The 16,135-nt window shown below is 71.2% G+C and carries 16 protein-coding genes; 11 read left to right on the plus strand and 5 right to left on the minus strand.

The genetic code is table 11. From position 1 onward, the window contains the following. Positions 1 to 134: 134 nt before the first annotated feature. From pgsA to F4553_RS31925, 7 genes are all read left to right on the plus strand, one after another. Positions 135 to 728, plus strand: a complete 594-nt coding sequence (pgsA, locus tag F4553_RS31895) for a phosphatidylinositol phosphate synthase (RefSeq protein ID WP_184843584.1) — start codon at positions 135 to 137, stop codon at positions 726 to 728. Further along, positions 725 to 1,597 (plus strand): phosphatidylinositol mannoside acyltransferase, encoded by an 873-nt coding sequence (locus tag F4553_RS31900; protein WP_184843587.1) that lies wholly within the window; start codon positions 725 to 727, stop codon positions 1,595 to 1,597. The genes pgsA and F4553_RS31900 overlap by 4 nt, the downstream gene beginning before the upstream one ends. A gap of 10 nt (positions 1,598 to 1,607) precedes the next feature. Then, positions 1,608 to 2,729, plus strand: a complete 1,122-nt coding sequence (locus F4553_RS31905) for a glycosyltransferase family 4 protein (protein ID WP_184843590.1) — start codon at positions 1,608 to 1,610, stop codon at positions 2,727 to 2,729. Positions 2,730 to 2,799: 70 nt separating this feature from the next. Further along, entirely contained in the window at positions 2,800 to 3,255 is a 456-nt protein-coding gene (locus tag F4553_RS31910) for a hypothetical protein (protein ID WP_184843593.1), read from the plus strand. A gap of 112 nt (positions 3,256 to 3,367) precedes the next feature. Beyond that, positions 3,368 to 4,258 (plus strand): pyridoxal 5'-phosphate synthase lyase subunit PdxS, encoded by an 891-nt coding sequence (pdxS, locus tag F4553_RS31915; protein WP_184843596.1) that lies wholly within the window; start codon positions 3,368 to 3,370, stop codon positions 4,256 to 4,258. Positions 4,259 to 4,260: 2 nt separating this feature from the next. Then, on the plus strand, positions 4,261 to 4,866 hold the full coding sequence (pdxT, locus tag F4553_RS31920) for a pyridoxal 5'-phosphate synthase glutaminase subunit PdxT (RefSeq protein WP_184843599.1): 606 nt from the start codon (positions 4,261 to 4,263) through the stop codon (positions 4,864 to 4,866). 83 nt (positions 4,867 to 4,949) lie between these two features. Further along, positions 4,950 to 5,702 carry a YebC/PmpR family DNA-binding transcriptional regulator gene (locus F4553_RS31925; protein WP_184843601.1) on the plus strand — a complete coding sequence of 251 codons (753 nt, stop codon included), beginning with the start codon at positions 4,950 to 4,952 and terminating at the stop codon, positions 5,700 to 5,702. Positions 5,703 to 5,745: 43 nt separating this feature from the next. On the opposite strand, the gene F4553_RS31930 is transcribed toward F4553_RS31925, so the two are convergent. The 3 genes from F4553_RS31930 to F4553_RS31940 all read right to left on the minus strand — a co-directional run bounded on the left by F4553_RS31930 (position 5,746) and on the right by F4553_RS31940 (position 8,487). After that, the gene (locus F4553_RS31930) at positions 5,746 to 6,969 is read right to left on the minus strand and encodes an MFS transporter (protein WP_184843604.1); all 1,224 of its coding nucleotides are present in this window, start codon (positions 6,967 to 6,969) and stop codon (positions 5,746 to 5,748) included. Between the two features lie 97 nt (positions 6,970 to 7,066). Then, positions 7,067 to 8,221, minus strand: a complete 1,155-nt coding sequence (locus tag F4553_RS31935) for a WD40 repeat domain-containing protein (RefSeq protein ID WP_184843606.1) — start codon at positions 8,219 to 8,221, stop codon at positions 7,067 to 7,069. A 92-nt stretch (positions 8,222 to 8,313) separates the two neighbouring features. After that, entirely contained in the window at positions 8,314 to 8,487 is a 174-nt protein-coding gene (locus tag F4553_RS31940; RefSeq protein ID WP_184843609.1) for a DUF4236 domain-containing protein, read from the minus strand. 182 nt (positions 8,488 to 8,669) lie between these two features. Here F4553_RS31940 and F4553_RS31945 point away from each other — a divergent pair, with 182 nt between their 5' ends. The 3 genes from F4553_RS31945 (at position 8,670) to F4553_RS31955 (ending at position 12,370) form a co-directional block, all read left to right on the plus strand. Further along, entirely contained in the window at positions 8,670 to 10,298 is a 1,629-nt protein-coding gene (locus F4553_RS31945; RefSeq protein WP_184843612.1) for a DHA2 family efflux MFS transporter permease subunit, read from the plus strand. A 12-nt stretch (positions 10,299 to 10,310) separates the two neighbouring features. Beyond that, positions 10,311 to 10,934, plus strand: a complete 624-nt coding sequence (locus F4553_RS31950) for a TetR/AcrR family transcriptional regulator (protein ID WP_184843615.1) — start codon at positions 10,311 to 10,313, stop codon at positions 10,932 to 10,934. Positions 10,935 to 11,056: 122 nt separating this feature from the next. Beyond that, complete coding sequence (locus F4553_RS31955; RefSeq protein ID WP_184843618.1) at positions 11,057 to 12,370, plus strand: glycoside hydrolase family 18 protein; 1,314 nt, start codon at positions 11,057 to 11,059, stop codon at positions 12,368 to 12,370. Positions 12,371 to 12,414: 44 nt separating this feature from the next. On the opposite strand, the gene F4553_RS31960 is transcribed toward F4553_RS31955, so the two are convergent. Next, complete coding sequence (locus tag F4553_RS31960; protein WP_221470562.1) at positions 12,415 to 13,179, minus strand: alpha/beta fold hydrolase; 765 nt, start codon at positions 13,177 to 13,179, stop codon at positions 12,415 to 12,417. A gap of 118 nt (positions 13,180 to 13,297) precedes the next feature. On the opposite strand from F4553_RS31960, the gene F4553_RS31965 reads away from it, so the two are divergent. Next, complete coding sequence (locus tag F4553_RS31965; protein ID WP_221470563.1) at positions 13,298 to 14,104, plus strand: DUF2785 domain-containing protein; 807 nt, start codon at positions 13,298 to 13,300, stop codon at positions 14,102 to 14,104. A gap of 105 nt (positions 14,105 to 14,209) precedes the next feature. Here the strand turns inward: F4553_RS31965 and F4553_RS31970 are convergent, their stop codons facing one another. Beyond that, positions 14,210 to 16,135, minus strand: coding sequence for a helix-turn-helix domain-containing protein (locus F4553_RS31970; protein ID WP_184847170.1), 1,926 nt, complete (start codon positions 16,133 to 16,135; stop codon positions 14,210 to 14,212).

The raw sequence follows: 16,135 nt of genomic DNA on the forward strand, positions 1-16,135 counted from the left end.
AGCCTAGACCGCCCGCGGCGGTGTGGGGCCGGGAACGACCCGCGGCGGGATCGAGCCTGACCGCCCAGAGCGGGTCGTTCCCGGCCCCACACCGCTCACCCCGCGAAACAACGAGCCACTAAGGTGAGATGCCTATGGCGAAGATCTTCAGCGTCTCCATCAAAGCCGCCACCGCGAAGCTTCTCGACCCCATCGGGCGAGCCCTCCTCCGCGTCGGCGTCTCCCCCAACGCCGTCACGGTCGCGGGCACCATCGGCGTCCTGGCCGGTTCCTATGTGGCGGCGCGGGGCCACCTCGTCTGGGCCGTCGTCGTCGTCACCCTCAGCGCCCTCACCGACGTCATGGACGGCTCCATGGCGCGCCTGCGGGGCACGTCGAGCAGGTTCGGCGCGGTGCTCGACTCGACGATGGACCGGGTCGCCGACGGCGCCGTCTTCGTCGGCCTCGCCTACCTCTACCGCGACGAGGTGCCGACCTTCCTCGCCGTCATGGTCTGCCTCGTCGCCGGTCAGGTCGTCTCCTACGTGAAGGCCCGGGCGGAAGGCCTCGGCATGTCGTGCAACGTGGGGCTCGTCGAGCGGGCCGAACGCCTCATCCTGGTGGGCGTGGGTGCACTCATGACCGGCTTCGGCCTCGCCTGGGGCCTGCCGGCCGCGCTCTGGGTGCTCGCCGCCGGGTCGATCTTCACCGTCTTCCAGCGCATGTGGCACGTGAGCAGGCAGGCATGAAGGACCGCCTGGTCGAAGGTGGGTACGCAGCCGGGTGGCGCCTGATCCGCGTCCTGCCCAAGCGGGTCTCCTGGGCGGCGTTCCGGACCGGTGCCGACCGGGCCGCCCGCAAGCGCGGCCCCGGGATCCAGCGGCTGCACCGCAACCTGAGCACCGTGCTCGGCGCCGACGCCTCCGACGAGCTGATCCGGCAGGCGGTGCGCTCCTACGCCCGCTACTGGCTGGAGGCCTTCCGCCTGCCGTCGCTGAGCACCGACCAGATCCGGGCCGGTTTCCGCCTCGACGGCTGGGAGCTGCTGCGCGACGCCCACGAGGCGGGCACCGGTGCCGTGGTGGCGCTGCCGCACTCCGGCAACTGGGACGCGGCCGGTGCCTGGGTCTCGGCCCAGGGCATCCCGATCACCACGGTCGCCGAGCGCCTCAAGCCGGAGGGGCTCTACCAGCGCTTCGTCGCCTTCCGGGAGAGCCTCGGCATGCGGATCGTCCCGCTGACCGGCGGTTCGCAGCCGATCATGGAGGTGCTGGAGGAGGCGTTGCGCGCCGCGCACATCGTGCCGCTGCTCGCCGACCGCGACCTCTCGGCCCGGGGCATCGAGGTCACCTTCTTCGGCGGCCGGACCAGGATGCCGGCGGGCCCGGCGTTCCTCGCGATCCGCACCGGTGCGCCGCTCTTCGTCGTCTCCCTCTGGTACGACGGAGAACTTCCCGTGGGCCGCGTGCACGGTCCCCTGACGGTGCCGGCCGCCTCGGCGGGGCCGCTCGACGTGCGAGTCCGCCAGGTGACCCAGATGATCGCCGACGAGCTGCAGGCGGGCATCGCCGAGCACCCGGCCGACTGGCACATGCTGCAGAAGATGTGGCTGAGGTAAGGGGCCGGGTATGCGGATCGGGATCGTCTGCCCCTACTCCCTGGACGTGCCCGGCGGAGTCCAGTTCCACGTCCGCGACCTCGCGGAGACCCTGATCGGGATGGGCCACGAGGTGAGCGTGCTCGCCCCGGCCGACGAGGACGCGGAGCTTCCCTCCTACGTCGTCTCGGCGGGGCGGGCGGTCGCCGTCCCCTACAACGGCTCGGTGGCCCGCCTCTCCTTCGGCCCGATCTCGCTGGCCCGGGTCCGCCGCTGGCTCTCCAACGGCCGCTTCGACGTGCTGCACGTGCACGAACCCGTCTCGCCGAGCCTCTCCCTGCTCGCCGTGCTGTCGGCCCGGGGCCCGGTCGTCGCGACCTTCCACACGGCGATGACGAGGTCCAAGGCGATGGCGGCGGGCAAGGGCATGCTGCAGCTCGTGCTGGAGCGGATCACCGGCCGCATCGCGGTGAGCGCGCTCGCCCGCAAGGTGCAGGTGGAGCACCTGGGCGGCGGCGCGGTGGAGATCCCCAACGGGGTGGCGGTGGCGAAGTTCGCCCACGCCGAACCGCTGCCGGGCTGGCCGGGCAAGGGCGGCGCGATCGGCTTCCTGGGCCGCTTCACCGAGTCCCGCAAGGGCTTCCCGATCCTCGTCGACGCCGTCACGAAGCTGCTGCCCGACTACCCCGACCTGCGGCTGCTGCTGGCCGGGCCGAGCGATCTCGCCGAGGTCGACATCCCGGACGACGTGGCGGAGCGGCTCACCTTCCTCGGCAAGGTCAGCGAGGAGGACAAGGCCCGCATGCTGCGCAGCGTCGACATCTACGTCGCGCCCAACACCGGCGGTGAGTCCTTCGGGATGATCCTGACCGAGGCGATGGCGGCCGGGGTGGCGGTCGTCGCGAGCGACCTCGACGCGTTCCGCCGGGTGCTCGACGGCGGCCGGGCCGGAGCGCTGTTCCCCAACGGGGACGCAGGTGCCCTCGCCAAGACCCTGGCGAGCCTGCTCGACGATCCGACGCGCCGTGCTGAGCTGCGGGAACGCGCCGCCGAGGTGATCGGCCTCTACGACTGGCCGGTGGTCGCGTCCCGCGTACTGGAGGTCTATTCGTCCGCGATCGACGCGACCCCGGGGACCGTCGTGGCCGAATAGCGGCCCGCCATTGGCCCGTTTCGGTGCCTCGGGACCGTGGGCGGGCAGGTGGGCCGATAGCATCGCGCCCGTGGGATGGGTCGTGAGCGTGGTGGTCGCGGTGGTGCTGGTGGGCACCTACGTGACCTGGCTGGCGACCCGGATCGACCGGCTGCACCAGCGGGCCCACGCGGCGCGGGGAGCGCTCGACGCCCAGCTCATGCGGCGTGCGGCGGCGGCGGCGGTGCTCGCCGAGGAGCGCGAGGTCGGCCCGCTCTACCCGCTGGCCCGGGCGGCTCTCGACGCCACCGAGGAGCGTGAGGCGGCCGAGAACGACCTCACCCATTACCTGCGCAAACTCGACGCCGATCCGGCGGACGGCCTGGTCGACGCGGTGGTCTCGGCCGAGCGGCGGGTCCGGCTCGCGCGGCAGGTCCACACGGACTCGGTCCGCGACGCGCTCACGCTCAGAGAACATCATCTGGTACGCCTGCTCCGGCTCACCAGACGCCACCCGCGCCCGGTCTACTTCGACATTGATCTGTGACTCAGGTCACATCGGGTGCCACGGACCGATGATTGGCCGTCGAGTCCGAGCAGCCCGGCCTCATAAAATTGGACCGCTTCAGTCTGAGTGATCAAGTATCGAGGAGTGGACAATGTCGGAGGCAGTCGTCGGCACGTCGCGCGTCAAGCGGGGCATGGCCGAGCAGCTTAAGGGCGGCGTGATCATGGATGTGGTCACCGCCGAGCAGGCGAAGATCGCCGAGGATGCCGGTGCCGTCGCGGTGATGGCGCTGGAGCGGGTGCCGGCCGACATCCGCGCCCAGGGCGGCGTCTCGCGGATGTCCGACCCCGACATGATCGAGAGCATCATCGCCGCCGTGTCGATCCCGGTGATGGCGAAGGCGCGGATCGGCCACTTCGTCGAGGCGCAGGTGCTCCAGTCCCTCGGCGTGGACTACGTCGACGAGTCGGAGGTCCTGACCCCGGCCGACTTCGCGAACCACATCGACAAGTGGGCGTTCACGGTGCCGTTCGTCTGCGGTGCGACCAACCTGGGCGAGGCGCTGCGCCGGATCACCGAGGGCGCGGCGATGATCCGTTCCAAGGGTGAGGCCGGCACCGGCGACGTCTCCAACGCCACCACCCACATGCGCAAGATCCGGGCCGAGATCAAGCGGCTGACCTCGCTCCCCGCCGACGAGCTCTACGTCGCGGCCAAGGAGCTGCAGGCGCCCTATGAGCTGGTCAAGGAGATCGCCGAGACCGGCAAGCTCCCGGTGGTGCTCTTCACCGCCGGCGGCATCGCCACCCCCGCCGACGCCGCGATGATGATGCAGCTCGGCGCCGAGGGCGTCTTCGTCGGCTCGGGCATCTTCAAGTCGGGCAACCCGGAGCAGCGGGCCGCCGCGATCGTCAAGGCGACGACGTTCTTCGACGACCCGGACGTGATCGCGAAGGTCTCCCGCGGTCTCGGCGAGGCGATGGTCGGCATCAACGTCGAGGAGCTGGCACAGCCGCACCGCCTCTCCGAGCGGGGCTGGTGAGGGTGGGCGACCCGATCATCGGGGTGCTCGCGCTGCAGGGTGACTTTCGCGAGCACCTGACGGCGCTCGCCGAGTGCGACGTCATCGCCCGGCCGGTCCGCCGGCCGAGCGAGCTCGATGAGGTGGACGGGCTCGTCATCCCCGGCGGGGAGTCCACCGCGATGAGCAACCTGGCGATCAACTTCGATCTGATGGACCCGATCTCCGACCGGATCAAGCGCGGCATGCCCGCCTACGGCACCTGCGCCGGCATGATCATGCTGGCGCAGGAGGTCCTCGACGGCCGGCCCGACCAGCGCTCCTTCGGGGGTCTCGGCATCACCGTCCGGCGCAACGCGTTCGGGCGCCAGGTCGACTCGTTCGAGGCCCCGGTGGAGCTCACCGGCATCGAGGGCGGCCCGGTCAACGCGGTCTTCATCCGCGCGCCGTGGGTCGAGTCGGTCACCGACGAGGTCGAGGTTATGGGGCGCGTCACCGATGGACCGGCCGCCGGTAGGATTGTCGCGGTCCGGCAGGGCAACCTGCTGGCCACCTCATTCCACCCGGAACTCACCGGGGATCTGCGGTTGCACCGCCTCTTCGTGGAGATGGTGCACGCCGCGAGCTGAAGACGCGGGCGATCACGCCGCGGAGCTGCCACCATGGTGGTCGCTCCGCGGTGCGGCGCAAGGATGCACACGACGGAGGGGTTATGTCCGGCCACTCAAAATGGGCGACGACGAAGCACAAGAAGGCGGCGATCGACGCCAAGCGGGGCAAGATCTTCGCCCGCCTCATCAAGAACATCGAGGTGGCGGCCCGCACCGGTGGTGGAGACGTCAGTGGCAACCCCACGCTCTTCGACGCCATCCAGAAGGCGAAGAAGACATCGGTCCCGAACGACAACATCGATCGTGCGGTCAAGCGCGGCTCGGGCCTGGAGTCCGGCGGCGCCGACTGGCAGACGATCATGTATGAGGGTTACGGCCCCAACGGCGTCGCGCTCCTGATCGAGTGCCTGACGGACAACCGCAACCGCGCCGCGACCGAGGTCCGCACCGCCCTGACCCGCAACGGCGGCAACCTCGCCGACGCGGGCTCGGTCTCCTACCTCTTCACCCGCAAGGGCGTCGTGATCGTCCCCAAGGCCGATCTCACCGAGGACGACGTGCTCGGCGCGGTCCTCGACGCCGGTGCCGAGGAGTGCAACGACCTGGGCGACTCGTTCGAGGTCATCTCCGCGCCGACGGACCTGGTCGCGGTCCGCACCGCCCTGCAGACGGCCGGCATCGAATACGACTCGGCCGACTCCAACTTCGTCCCGGCGACGACGATCGAGCTCGACGAGGAGGGCGCCCGCAAGGTGCTCAAGCTCATCGACGTGCTCGACGACTGCGACGACGTGCAGAACGTGGTGGCCAACTTCGACATCTCCGACGAGGTCATGGAGAAGCTGGACGCCTGACGTCGACATGGGACCAACTCTTGAGGAGTTGGTCCCATGAGTCCTATACGGCGAGCGCGGGCTCGGCGGCCCGGCGCAGGTTGCGGATCGCGGGCACCGCGAGCAGCACGAAGCAGCCCGCGACCCCGACGACCGCGGAGAACCCCAGCACCTGCTGGGCGCCGACGAGCACCGCGACCGGTCCGGCGAACGCCTGGCCGATCGGCACCCCCATCGTCGACCCCGCCACCTCATAGGCCGAGACGCGGTTGAGCACCTCCCGCGACACCTGGGTCTGGATGCTGGTGGCCCACATCACCGACCAGAACGCCCAGGCCGCACCGCCGACGGCGTGCCCGATCAGCAGCAGTTCCAGCGGTGCAGCCGCGGCGATGGAGAGCGGGATCAGGGCGAACCCGAAGAGCGCGACGGCTCCGGCGGCGAGCGGCCGGGCGGGCCGGATACGCATCGCGACCAGCCCGCCGACGATGGTGCCCGCACCCATCGCCGACATCGTCCAGCCGTAGGCCGACATGCCCAGCCGCTCGGTGACGAGCCCCGAGCCGAGCGGGATGAGCGGTCCGAAGAGCGTCACGCCGTAGCAGACCCAGATCAGGATGACGCTCCACATCCACGTCCGGCTGCGGAACTCCTGCCAGCCGACGCGCAGGTCCCGCCGCATGCTCCGGGCCGTCCGGGTCGCCGTGGAGGCGGGGGTACGCGGCAGGCGGAGGAGCAGGAGGCAGGCGGCACTGAGCGCGAAGGTGCCCGCGTTGATGGCGTAGACCGTGCCCGGCCCGGTGAGTACCACGAGGGTCGCGGCGAGCGCGGGACCGAGCAGCTGGGCGAGCGCGTCGGCGACCCGCAGTGCGCCGTTGGCCCGCTGGACGTCGACCGCCACCATCGGCACCATGCTCGCCACGCCCGGCTGGAACATCGCCGCCGAGCCGCCCGCGATCGCGGACATGACCAGCATCAGCCACAGTGGCGAGTTCCCGGTGACGAGGGCGACCGCCACGATCGTCTGCGTCACCACCCGGACCAGGTCGGCGCCGATCATCATCCGGCGCGCGGTGAACCGGTCGGCGAAGACGCCGCCGAAGAGGATGAGCGTGATGAACGGCGTCATCCACGCCGCGAGGACGAGCCCGACCCCGGTGTCGCCGTGGCCCGCCCCGCGTACGGCGAGAGCCACCGCCACCGGCAGCATCCCGTCGCCGAGCAGGGCCACCGTCCGGGCGGCGAAGTAGAGGGCGAACGTGCGGGTCCAGAGGTGCGGTGCGGTCATGTCCCGGTCGAACCGTCTTCTGTAAAGAATCCTTCCCGATGGAGGGGCCGCGGTCGCGGATGTGGCCGATCGGCCCACCGAGGCCTGAGGAGAACGGTCAGAAGATCGCCGCAACCGTGGAGGAGTCGGTGCTGTTGCGGCGGAGCCTGATCCAGAGCCAGGCGGCGCCCGCGATGATCAGAGCGGCACCACCGGTCACGAGCGGCGTCTGATAGCGCGCGGTGAACGGTCCGACCTGCGGCGATCCGGGGTCCCGCAGCGGCAGCGCCACCGCGTCGGTGGCGACCTGCAGCTCCAGCGTGTCGTCGGGTGCCTCCGCGAGGACGGCGGGCTCGGCGCCGAGCAGGCGTACGCGGTGGCCGTCGACGACGACCGGTGCGCCGCCGCGCCAGCCGACCAGTCGTGAGCCCGGCCGGCCCTCGATCGCCGGGGTCGCGGTGGGCCGCCCGGATGCCGTGTCGAGCCCGTGCAGGCGGCCGGTGCGGTCCATCACCAGCAGCGTCCTGCCGTCCGGCGTCCACGCCGCGGGTCCGGCGAGCCGGCGGCTGTCGAGGGTGACGCGCCAGCCGGATCCGTCGGTGCGGTGCAGGGTCAGGCTGTCGGCCTGCTGAACCGCGATCGCCGTGCCGTCCGGGCTGAACGCGCCCGTCAGCGCGGCGATCGCCATCGGGCGCGGTGGCAGCGGTGCCGACCAGCGGATCCGCCCGGTGTCGGCGTCGACGACCCGGACCTCTCCGCCGCGCGGCTCGTCGACGCTGGGGTCGCTGTCGAAGTGGGCCACGAGGAGTTGGCGGGCATCGGCCGACCAGGCGAGCGGAGCCCCGGCCCGGATCACCCGGACGGATCCGTCGGTGACGTCGAGGATCCGGGTGAACTGCTGGCGGCTGGTGGGCCAGTGCGGCATCGCGAGCCGGCGGCCACCGGGGGACAGGTACATCGTGGCGGCGTCGTCGGAGGTGAAGCTCCACTCCGGACGGTCGTAGACCCGGATCGCGTCGCCGGGACCGATGAGGGTGAGCCGGACCTGGTCCATCCGGGAGTAGACGGCGAAGGCCCGGCCGATCGGCGCACGGTTCAGCGTGGCGGTCCAGGCGGGAGCGAGTTCGAGCGAGCGGGGCAGCGAATCGTCAGCGGCCGCAGGGGTGGTGCCGGAAGCGGTGGCGCCTGCCGAGGCGGCCACGAAGGCGAGCGCCGCACCGCTGGCGAGAGCAACGAGTACGCCTCGGACGGCCACGGATCGCGCCTTCTTCATCGGTACCTCGCACGTCGATCACGTAGATCTGTCGACTTCGAGGATCACCGTAGCGGAGGGAGGGCCGACGGCACATCGGCCCTCCCTCCCGGCTACTTCTTGTCCTGCTTCCAGGACAGGGGTCCAGGCAGGTCGATCCGGTTCGCACGGGTCTTGGAGTTCCAGGACCAGCGACCGATCTTGATCCCCCAGGAGGAGAACCCGCTCTGTGTGAAGTGAAAACGGAACGGTCCAAACCGCGTCATCTTGCGAAACAGAATCGCCATGACTCATGTCTGCCCACAGCGCGCCCCTTCGAAACCAGTGGTGCACACCCGCCCCACGAGTCCCGGATCCGTGTGACCGCGCTCACATTCGATACGGAACAGTATCGTATCGAACTCTGCGCCCGTTAGCTTATGTGAGACACCGATACGGAACGGTCCCGTATCACAACTGGGGGGAAGAGATGGACACCCAAGCACCACCCAATACCGGCCACCCGAGGCGATGGGCGATCCTCGCGGTTCTCGTCCTCAGCCTGCTCGTCGTGGTCCTCGACAACACGGTCCTCAACGTCGCCATGCGCACCCTTGCCAGCCCCGAACCCGTCGGCATCGGCGCCACGCAGGGCCAGCTCGAGTGGGCGATCAACTCGTACACACTGGTGTTTGCGGGTCTGCTCTTCAGCTTCGGCATCCTCGGCGACCGCTGGGGCCGCAAGCGGATGCTCATCCTCGGCCTGGTCCTCTTCGGCCTGGCGTCGCTCGTCTCCGCCTATGCGCAGGACCCGGGCCAGCTCATCGCCGCGCGGGCGCTGATGGGCATCGGCGGCGCCGCGATCATGCCGGTGACGCTCTCGATCATCTCCAACGTCTTCGACCCGCGTGAGCGGGCCAAGGCGATCGGCCTCTGGACCGGCGCGGTCGGCCTCGCCATCGCGATCGGACCGCTGCTCGGCGGCTTCCTGCTGGAGCACTTCTGGTGGGGCTCGGTCTTCCTGATCAACGTCCCGATCGTGCTGATCGGCCTCGTCTCGGTGGCGCTGCTCGTGCCCGAGTCGCGCAACCCGAACCCGGGCAAGCTCGACCTCGTCGGCGTGGTGCTCTCGGTCATCGGCCTCACGGCCCTCGTCTACGGCATCGTCGATGGTGGCGAGCACGGCTTCGACCAGCCGGAGGTCTGGGCCTGGGTGCTCGGCGGCGCGGCGGTCATCGCGGCCTTCATCCGCTGGGAGATGCGCACCGATCACCCGTCGCTCGACGTGAAGCTCTTCCGGGACGCGCGGTTCTCGGCCTCGATCGCGGGCATCGGCCTGCTCTTCTTCGGCGCGATGGGCAGCTTCTTCTTCACCGGCTTCTACCTGCAGATGGTGCGGGACTTCTCACCGATCAAGGCGGGCGCGCTCTTCGTGCCCTTCGCCCTGGGGCAGATGTTCTTCGCACCGCTGAGCTCCACCCTGGTCCGGCGCTACGGCGTGAAGCTGGTCTCGACCCTCGGCATGCTGCTCGCGACCGCCACCTTCGTGGTGATCACCACCTGGAACGCCGAGACGCCGGTCTGGGCCATCGCGGTCAACTTCTTCTTCATGGGCGTCGGCATGGCGAACGTGATGCCCCCGGCGACGGCGGCGATCATGTCGACCCTGCCGAGGGAGAAGGCCGGTGTCGGTTCGGCCGTCTCCAACACGGTGCGGCAGGTCTCGGCGGCGCTCGGTGTCGCGGTGCTCGGCTCGATCGTGGCCGGCGTCTACCGCGACCAGGTCGCGGGTGCCACGGCGGCGCTGCCGGACGGCGTGCGGGAGACCGCGAGCGAGTCGATCGGCGGTGCCTACGGTGTGGCGCAGGGGCTGGCCGCACAGGGTCAGGGTGCCGTCGCGGCACCGCTGATGTCGGCCGCGAACGACGCCTTCGTCCAGGCGATGCACTGGGCTGCCTGGGGCAGCGCGGCCATCACCCTGGTCGGTGCCTTCGTGATCCTGAAGTGGGCGCCGGGCAAGCTGCCGGCCGCGCCGCCCGCACCCGCCACGGGTGCTCCGGCGGCGCCGGAAGCCGGATCGGGAGCGCGGGAGAAGGCACCTGCGCTGGCTGAGGCGTAGGATGCAGCGCTAATGGCGATCTCAGCAGAGTCGAAGGATGGGGGAGCGGCGATCGCCGCTCGCCCATCCGGGCGTCCCCGCAGTGCCCGCGCCGATGAGGCGATCATCGATGCGGCACTCGACCTCCTCGCCGAGGGGGTCGGGGTGGACGCCCTGTCCATCGAGTCGGTGGCGTCCCGGGCGGGAGTCGGCAAGGCCACGATCTACCGCCGCTGGCCCGGGAAGTACGAGCTGCTCATGGACTGCGTCCGCTCGATGAAGATGGCGCAGCCCGAGCCGCGCGGGGAAAATGTTCGCGACGATCTGATCAGCCTGCTCGGCGTCATCGGTCTCAACGACGACAGCCGGTCGGAGAAGGTCTTCCCGTGCCTCATCCCCGAGGTGATGAAGAACCCGGATCTCCGGGTGCTCTACCAGCAGCTGATCGAGCCGCGCCGGGCCCGCATCCGGACCGTGCTGCAGCGGGGCGTCGCCACCGGCGAGCTGCGGGCGGACCTCGACATCGAGCTGACCACGCTGATGCTCAGCGGGCCGGTGGTGATGCAGCGGATGCTGGACTGGAATCCGGCGATCCAGCGCGACGGTCTCGCCGAGCGAGTCGTCGACGCCCTGCTCGCGGGCGCCGCACCCCGCTGATCTCCCACTGGCAGCCCCGTCGGCGCGGGGTCGTCAGTGGACGGTCGCTCTTGACTGGACGCCCGGCACGGGTGATCCTTGTCCTCCGATAGGCAGTTTACTTAACAGTCGTAGGAGGACTGATGCGCCGACGCAGGGCATTCGCGCTCGTCGTGGCGATGGCCGCCGGGATGACGCTGCCGGCCAGCGCCGCCACCGCGGGCGGGCACCACGAGCAGCCTCGCTACCAGCGGGTCGGCTACTTCACCCAGTGGGGCATCTACGACCGCGGCTTCCTGGTGCGCAACCTCGTCGCCAACGGCCAGGCGGCGCGGATGACCGTACTCAACTATGCCTTCGGCAACGTGACCAGCGAGGGCCTCTGCACGGCCGAGGGCGACGCGTGGGCCGACTACCAGCTGCCGTTCGCGGCGGCCGAGAGCGTGGACGGCCGGGCCGATGTCGAGGGCCAGCCGCTCGCGGGCAACTTCAACCAGCTCCGCAAGCTCAAGAAGCGCTACCCCGACCTCAAGGTCAACCTCTCGCTCGGCGGCTGGACCTGGTCGAAGTACTTCTCCGACGCCGCGCTCACCCCGCAGTCGCGCCGGGCCTTCGTCGCGTCCTGTGTGGACCTGTTCATCAAGGGCAACCTGCCGGTGCTCGACGGTGACACCCACGGCGGGCCGCGCTCGGCGGCCGGGATCTTCGACGGCATCGACCTCGACTGGGAGTGGCCGGGCTCGCCCGGCAACGACGGCAACGTCGTGCGCCCCGAGGACAAGCAGAACTTCACCGCCCTCGTCGCGGAGTTCCGCCGCCAGCTCGACGCCGCGGGACGCCAGGCGCGCCGCCACTACGCGCTCACCGCGTTCCTCCCGGCCGACCCCCAACAGATCGACAACGGGTACGAGGTGCGCAAGGTCTTCCGCGACCTGGACTTCGCCACCGTCCAGGGATACGACATGCACGGCAGCACCTGGGAGCTGACCACCAACCACCAGTCGGCCCTCTTCCCGCCGTCCGGCGAACCGCAGCAGCCCGACTTCACCGTCAGCCGGGCCGTCGACGCGCTGCTGAGCCGGGGCGCTCCCCGGTCCAAGCTCGTCGTCGGAGTGCCGTTCTACGGTTACGGCTGGTCCGATGTGCCCGACGTCGACAACGGCCTCTTCCAGCAGGGCTCGGGTCCCGCGCCGTCCTCGGCCGACCCGGGCTACGAGGATTACCGCAACATCGTCAAGCTGCTCGACGAGGGCTTCACGCTGCACCGGGATCCGGCGGCGGGCTTCGCCTGGGTCTTCGACGGCAGCACCTTCTGGACCATCGACGACCCGGTCGTGCTGGCCCAGAAGATGCGCTACATCAAGGCCAACGGGCTCGGCGGCGCGATGGCCTGGTCGCTCGACGCCGACGACGAGCAGGGTTCGCTGATGCGGGCGATCGAGCGCGGCCTGCGCTGACCGGGCTCCGGTGGGGGTGCCGACCCTTCGGCACCCCCACCGGTTCACGCCGGTGCGTTGTCGGTGAGGAACCTCGTGATGGCGGTGCGCAGCGCCTCGTCGCCCATGCCCGGCAGGACCAGGTAGACGCCGTGCTCGCTGTCGCTCGGCACGATCACCAGCTGCTTCACCGTGGTGGCCGGCGTTGCGGCGTAGAAGCTCTGCGCCGCCCGGACGAAGTCGGCCGACTCGTTCTCCCCGGCGGCGTAGAGCACCGGCACCGTCATCTTCTTCGCACTCGGCAGGCCGTCGACCCCGCTGAACGTCTCCGGCGCCGAGATGCTGACCACCGCGGCGAGCCCCGCGACGGACGGCGCCGCGGCCACCGAGGCCGTCGCACCCATCGAGGCCCCCATCAGGACGATCTTCGTCGCCCCATCCTGGACCAGGAAGGCCGCGGCCACCCGGACCTGTTCGGCGAGCCCGGCCGAGGCGGTCGGGGAGACGCCGAAGCCGGCGAAGTCGAAGACGAGCGCGCGGTAGCCGCGATCGCTGAGCTCCGTGGCGTTGGCGATCCACTGGCAGGAGTCGCCGCCGTTCATGTGGGCCAGCACGATCCCGGTGTTACCGGTGCCGAGCACGATCCCGTAGAGATCGGCGCCGATCTCCTTTCCGAAGTGGACCCGGCGGCCGGGGGCGGCCTGCTCCTCGCAGCCGGCGCCCGCGACGGGACCGGAGGGGGACGGCGACGCCGCCGGAGTGGAACCGCTGCAGGCGGCGAGAGCCAGGCACCCGGCGAGGACTGCGAGGGGAGCGGAGAAATGACGCAACATACGGTCGTGACGCGAAAGGCCGCCCGCCCGGTTGCCAGGTGGAGACGGCGTCCGTGGCCCATCTCGGGCCTTGCGGACGGGTTTGAGGAGGCTCCGTTCCGGCTATGCTCCCGCAGTGACCGACTGGCAGATGATCCTGGACACGAAGTTCGCCGTTCCCCGGGATCGGCCGATCGGCGAGCTGGTGGCGCAGCTGGTGCCGATGCTCCGCTCGCCCGATCCCGTGATCCGGGACCGGTTCGGCTACTCCATCCTCTCGACCTGGATCGCCCGCGGGGAGCTCGACGCCTACCTCGGCCAGCTCGGCGATGCCATGGCCGCCCGGTTCGGCGATCCCGAGATCCAGGCACGGACGTTCGCCCCGCTGATCCTCGCCGAGGTCATCGGCCGGGGTCGCTTCGAGCAGACCTGGCTGTCGGCGTTCGAGCGCTGGTACCGCACCGAGACCGACCTGCGCGGGCTCGATCCCCGGCTCGGCTGGTTGCACGCCGTCGCGCACGGTGCGGACCTGCTCGGCGCCTTCGGCGCCGCGGAGCAGCTCACCGCCGCCGACCTCACCGGGCTGCTCGACCTCGCCACGGTGCGGCTGCTGACGCGGACCACCCACGTCTTCGACGCCTGGGAGGACGACCGGCTCGCCGACGCGATCGCCCGGGTGCTGTCGCGGCTGGAGCTGAGCCGGGAGCAGGCGGTGGAGTGGCTGGCGCCGGTCGCGGCCGACTTCACCCGCCGGGACTGGTCCGTGCCGGTGCCCGCCCACGCGGTGAACACCATGCACACGCTGCGGATGCTCTACCTGCTGATCGACCGGGGATTCCGGCTGCCGGGCGTGGAGGGCGAGCCGATCCAGGTCTGGCACCGCGAGGCGATCCTGGAGGCCCTGCTCGACGTCCTGCGCCTGACGAGCCGCCACCTCGGCTGACCGGCCCCGGGCGGCGTCACGTCCGCCGGGCCGCTGTCACGTTTTGCAGCAAAGCGTGGCTTCGCGCAGCGATGTGGCCACGCTTTGCTGCAAAACGTGACGATGTCAGCCGGTGCGGAGGCGGTGCAGGCGCAGCGCCAACTGGACCTCCAGCGCGCGCTCGGGGCGCTGCCAGTCGGGCCCGAGGAGCTGGCCGACGCGGTCGAGGCGCTGGGTGACCGTGTTGACGTGGACGTGGAGCTGCTCGGCGGCGCGGGCGAGGCTGCCCCCGGCGCCGAAATAGCACTCCAGCGTGTGGATCAGCGCCGTGCCCCGCCGCGCGTCGTAGTCGACGACCGGCCCGATCGTGCCGCCGAGGAAGCGCAGCACGTCGCGGTCGCCGCCCGCCGTCACCGCGCCGAGCAGCAGCCCGACGAAGCCCAGCTCCGCCGTCGAGGCGCCCTCGCCCGCGCGGCCGAGCGCGATGAGGGCGGTCACGCACCGGTCCGCCTCGACGTAGGCGGCGGCGAGGGCGGCGGGCGAGGAGGCGGGCCCGGACGAGCCCGCCGTCACCGGCCGGCCGACGACCCGGCCGAGCTCCTTCGCCACGGCGCGGGCCGCGGTCCCGGCGTCGCTGCCGGGCAGCATCAGCACGATCCGGCCGTCGCGGGCCGCCGCGAGCCCGGCCCGGGTCGCGGCGTAGGTCGCCGCCCACGACGCCGACCGCTGCCGCGCCGGTCCGGTGCCGGCCTCGTCGTCGCCGACGACCACGATCACGTGCGGTGCGTCGAGGTCGAGGCCGAGCCGCTTCGCCCGCGCACGCAGCGCGTCCGCGTCCCGGTCCGGGCGCGAAATAAGATCATCGAGCAATTCGCCGCGTACGCGTCCCTCGGCCTCGGCGACGTTGCGGCGGAAGAGCAGCAGCAGTGCGGTGACGAGGGCCGCCCGTTCGAGGATCTGCTGGTCGGCGTCGGCGAGTTCGCGCTCGGGCCGCAGCACCAGGGCACCGAGGTTCTCCGCGCCCGCCACCACGGCCGAATACCACAGCGGGGGCGAACCGGCGCTGATCCTCCTGATCGCCCGCCCCTCGGCCCGGGAGGCCGACAGCGCCTCGGCGACGGCGGACGAATCCGGCTCGGCGATCTCGCCGACCATGGTGAGGCGGCGGCCGTCCGCGTCGAGCACGAGCAGGGCGCCGCCGAGGACCTCGGTGACGGCCGCGGCGACGTCCTCGACCCCGCCGCCGCGCAGCACGAGGGAGGTCATCCGGTCGTGGGCAGCCGCCGCGCGCTCCACGGACGAGCTGTGGGCCCGAATGACGGCGTTGGCGGCCGAGAGCTCGTCCAGCGCCGTTTGCGTCTCAGCGAGCAATCTAGCGGTGTCTATGGCGACGGCGGCGTGCGCGCCGAGGGAGACGAGCAGCGCCACCTCCTCCCGCGCGAACGGGCGGGCCGATCGGTTGGCCGCGAAGAGTACGCCGATCACCCGCGCACCGAGCCGCAGCGGTACGCCGAGGATGGCGACGAGCCCCTCCTCGCGTACCCCCTCGTCGATGTCCCCCAGGTGGCGGAAGCGCTCGTCCTCGCCGTAATTGGCGGTGGCGTAGGGCGTGCCGGTCTCCGCGACCAGACCGCCCAGGCCGGCCCCGAGCGGGAGCCGGAGCCGCTGGAAGCGGGCGGAGATCGACCCGTCGGTGACCCGCATGTAGGTGTCGCCGGTCTCGGGGTCGTTGAGGGTGAGGTAGGCGACGTCGGTGCCGAGCAGGCTGCGCGAGCGGTGCACGATCGCCCGCAGCACCCCGTCGAGATCGCGCAGCCCGGCCAGGTCGCTGGCGGTGTCGAAGAGCCCGGAGAGTTCGAGCTCGCGGCGGCGGCGGCGCTCCAGCAGGGCGCGGACCCGCAGCGCCACCACCTTCGCGTCGTCGAGGTCGGCGAGCTGCTCGGCGCTGAGCCCCTGCGCGCGGGCACCGACGAGCGGGCCCTCGAACTCGACCGGCGCGGCCTCCCGCTCCAGCAGTTCCAGCAGCTCCGTCAATGCCGACATGCGGAGCAT

Source organism: Allocatelliglobosispora scoriae, assembly GCF_014204945.1.
GTDB classification, from domain to species: domain Bacteria; phylum Actinomycetota; class Actinomycetes; order Mycobacteriales; family Micromonosporaceae; genus Allocatelliglobosispora; species Allocatelliglobosispora scoriae.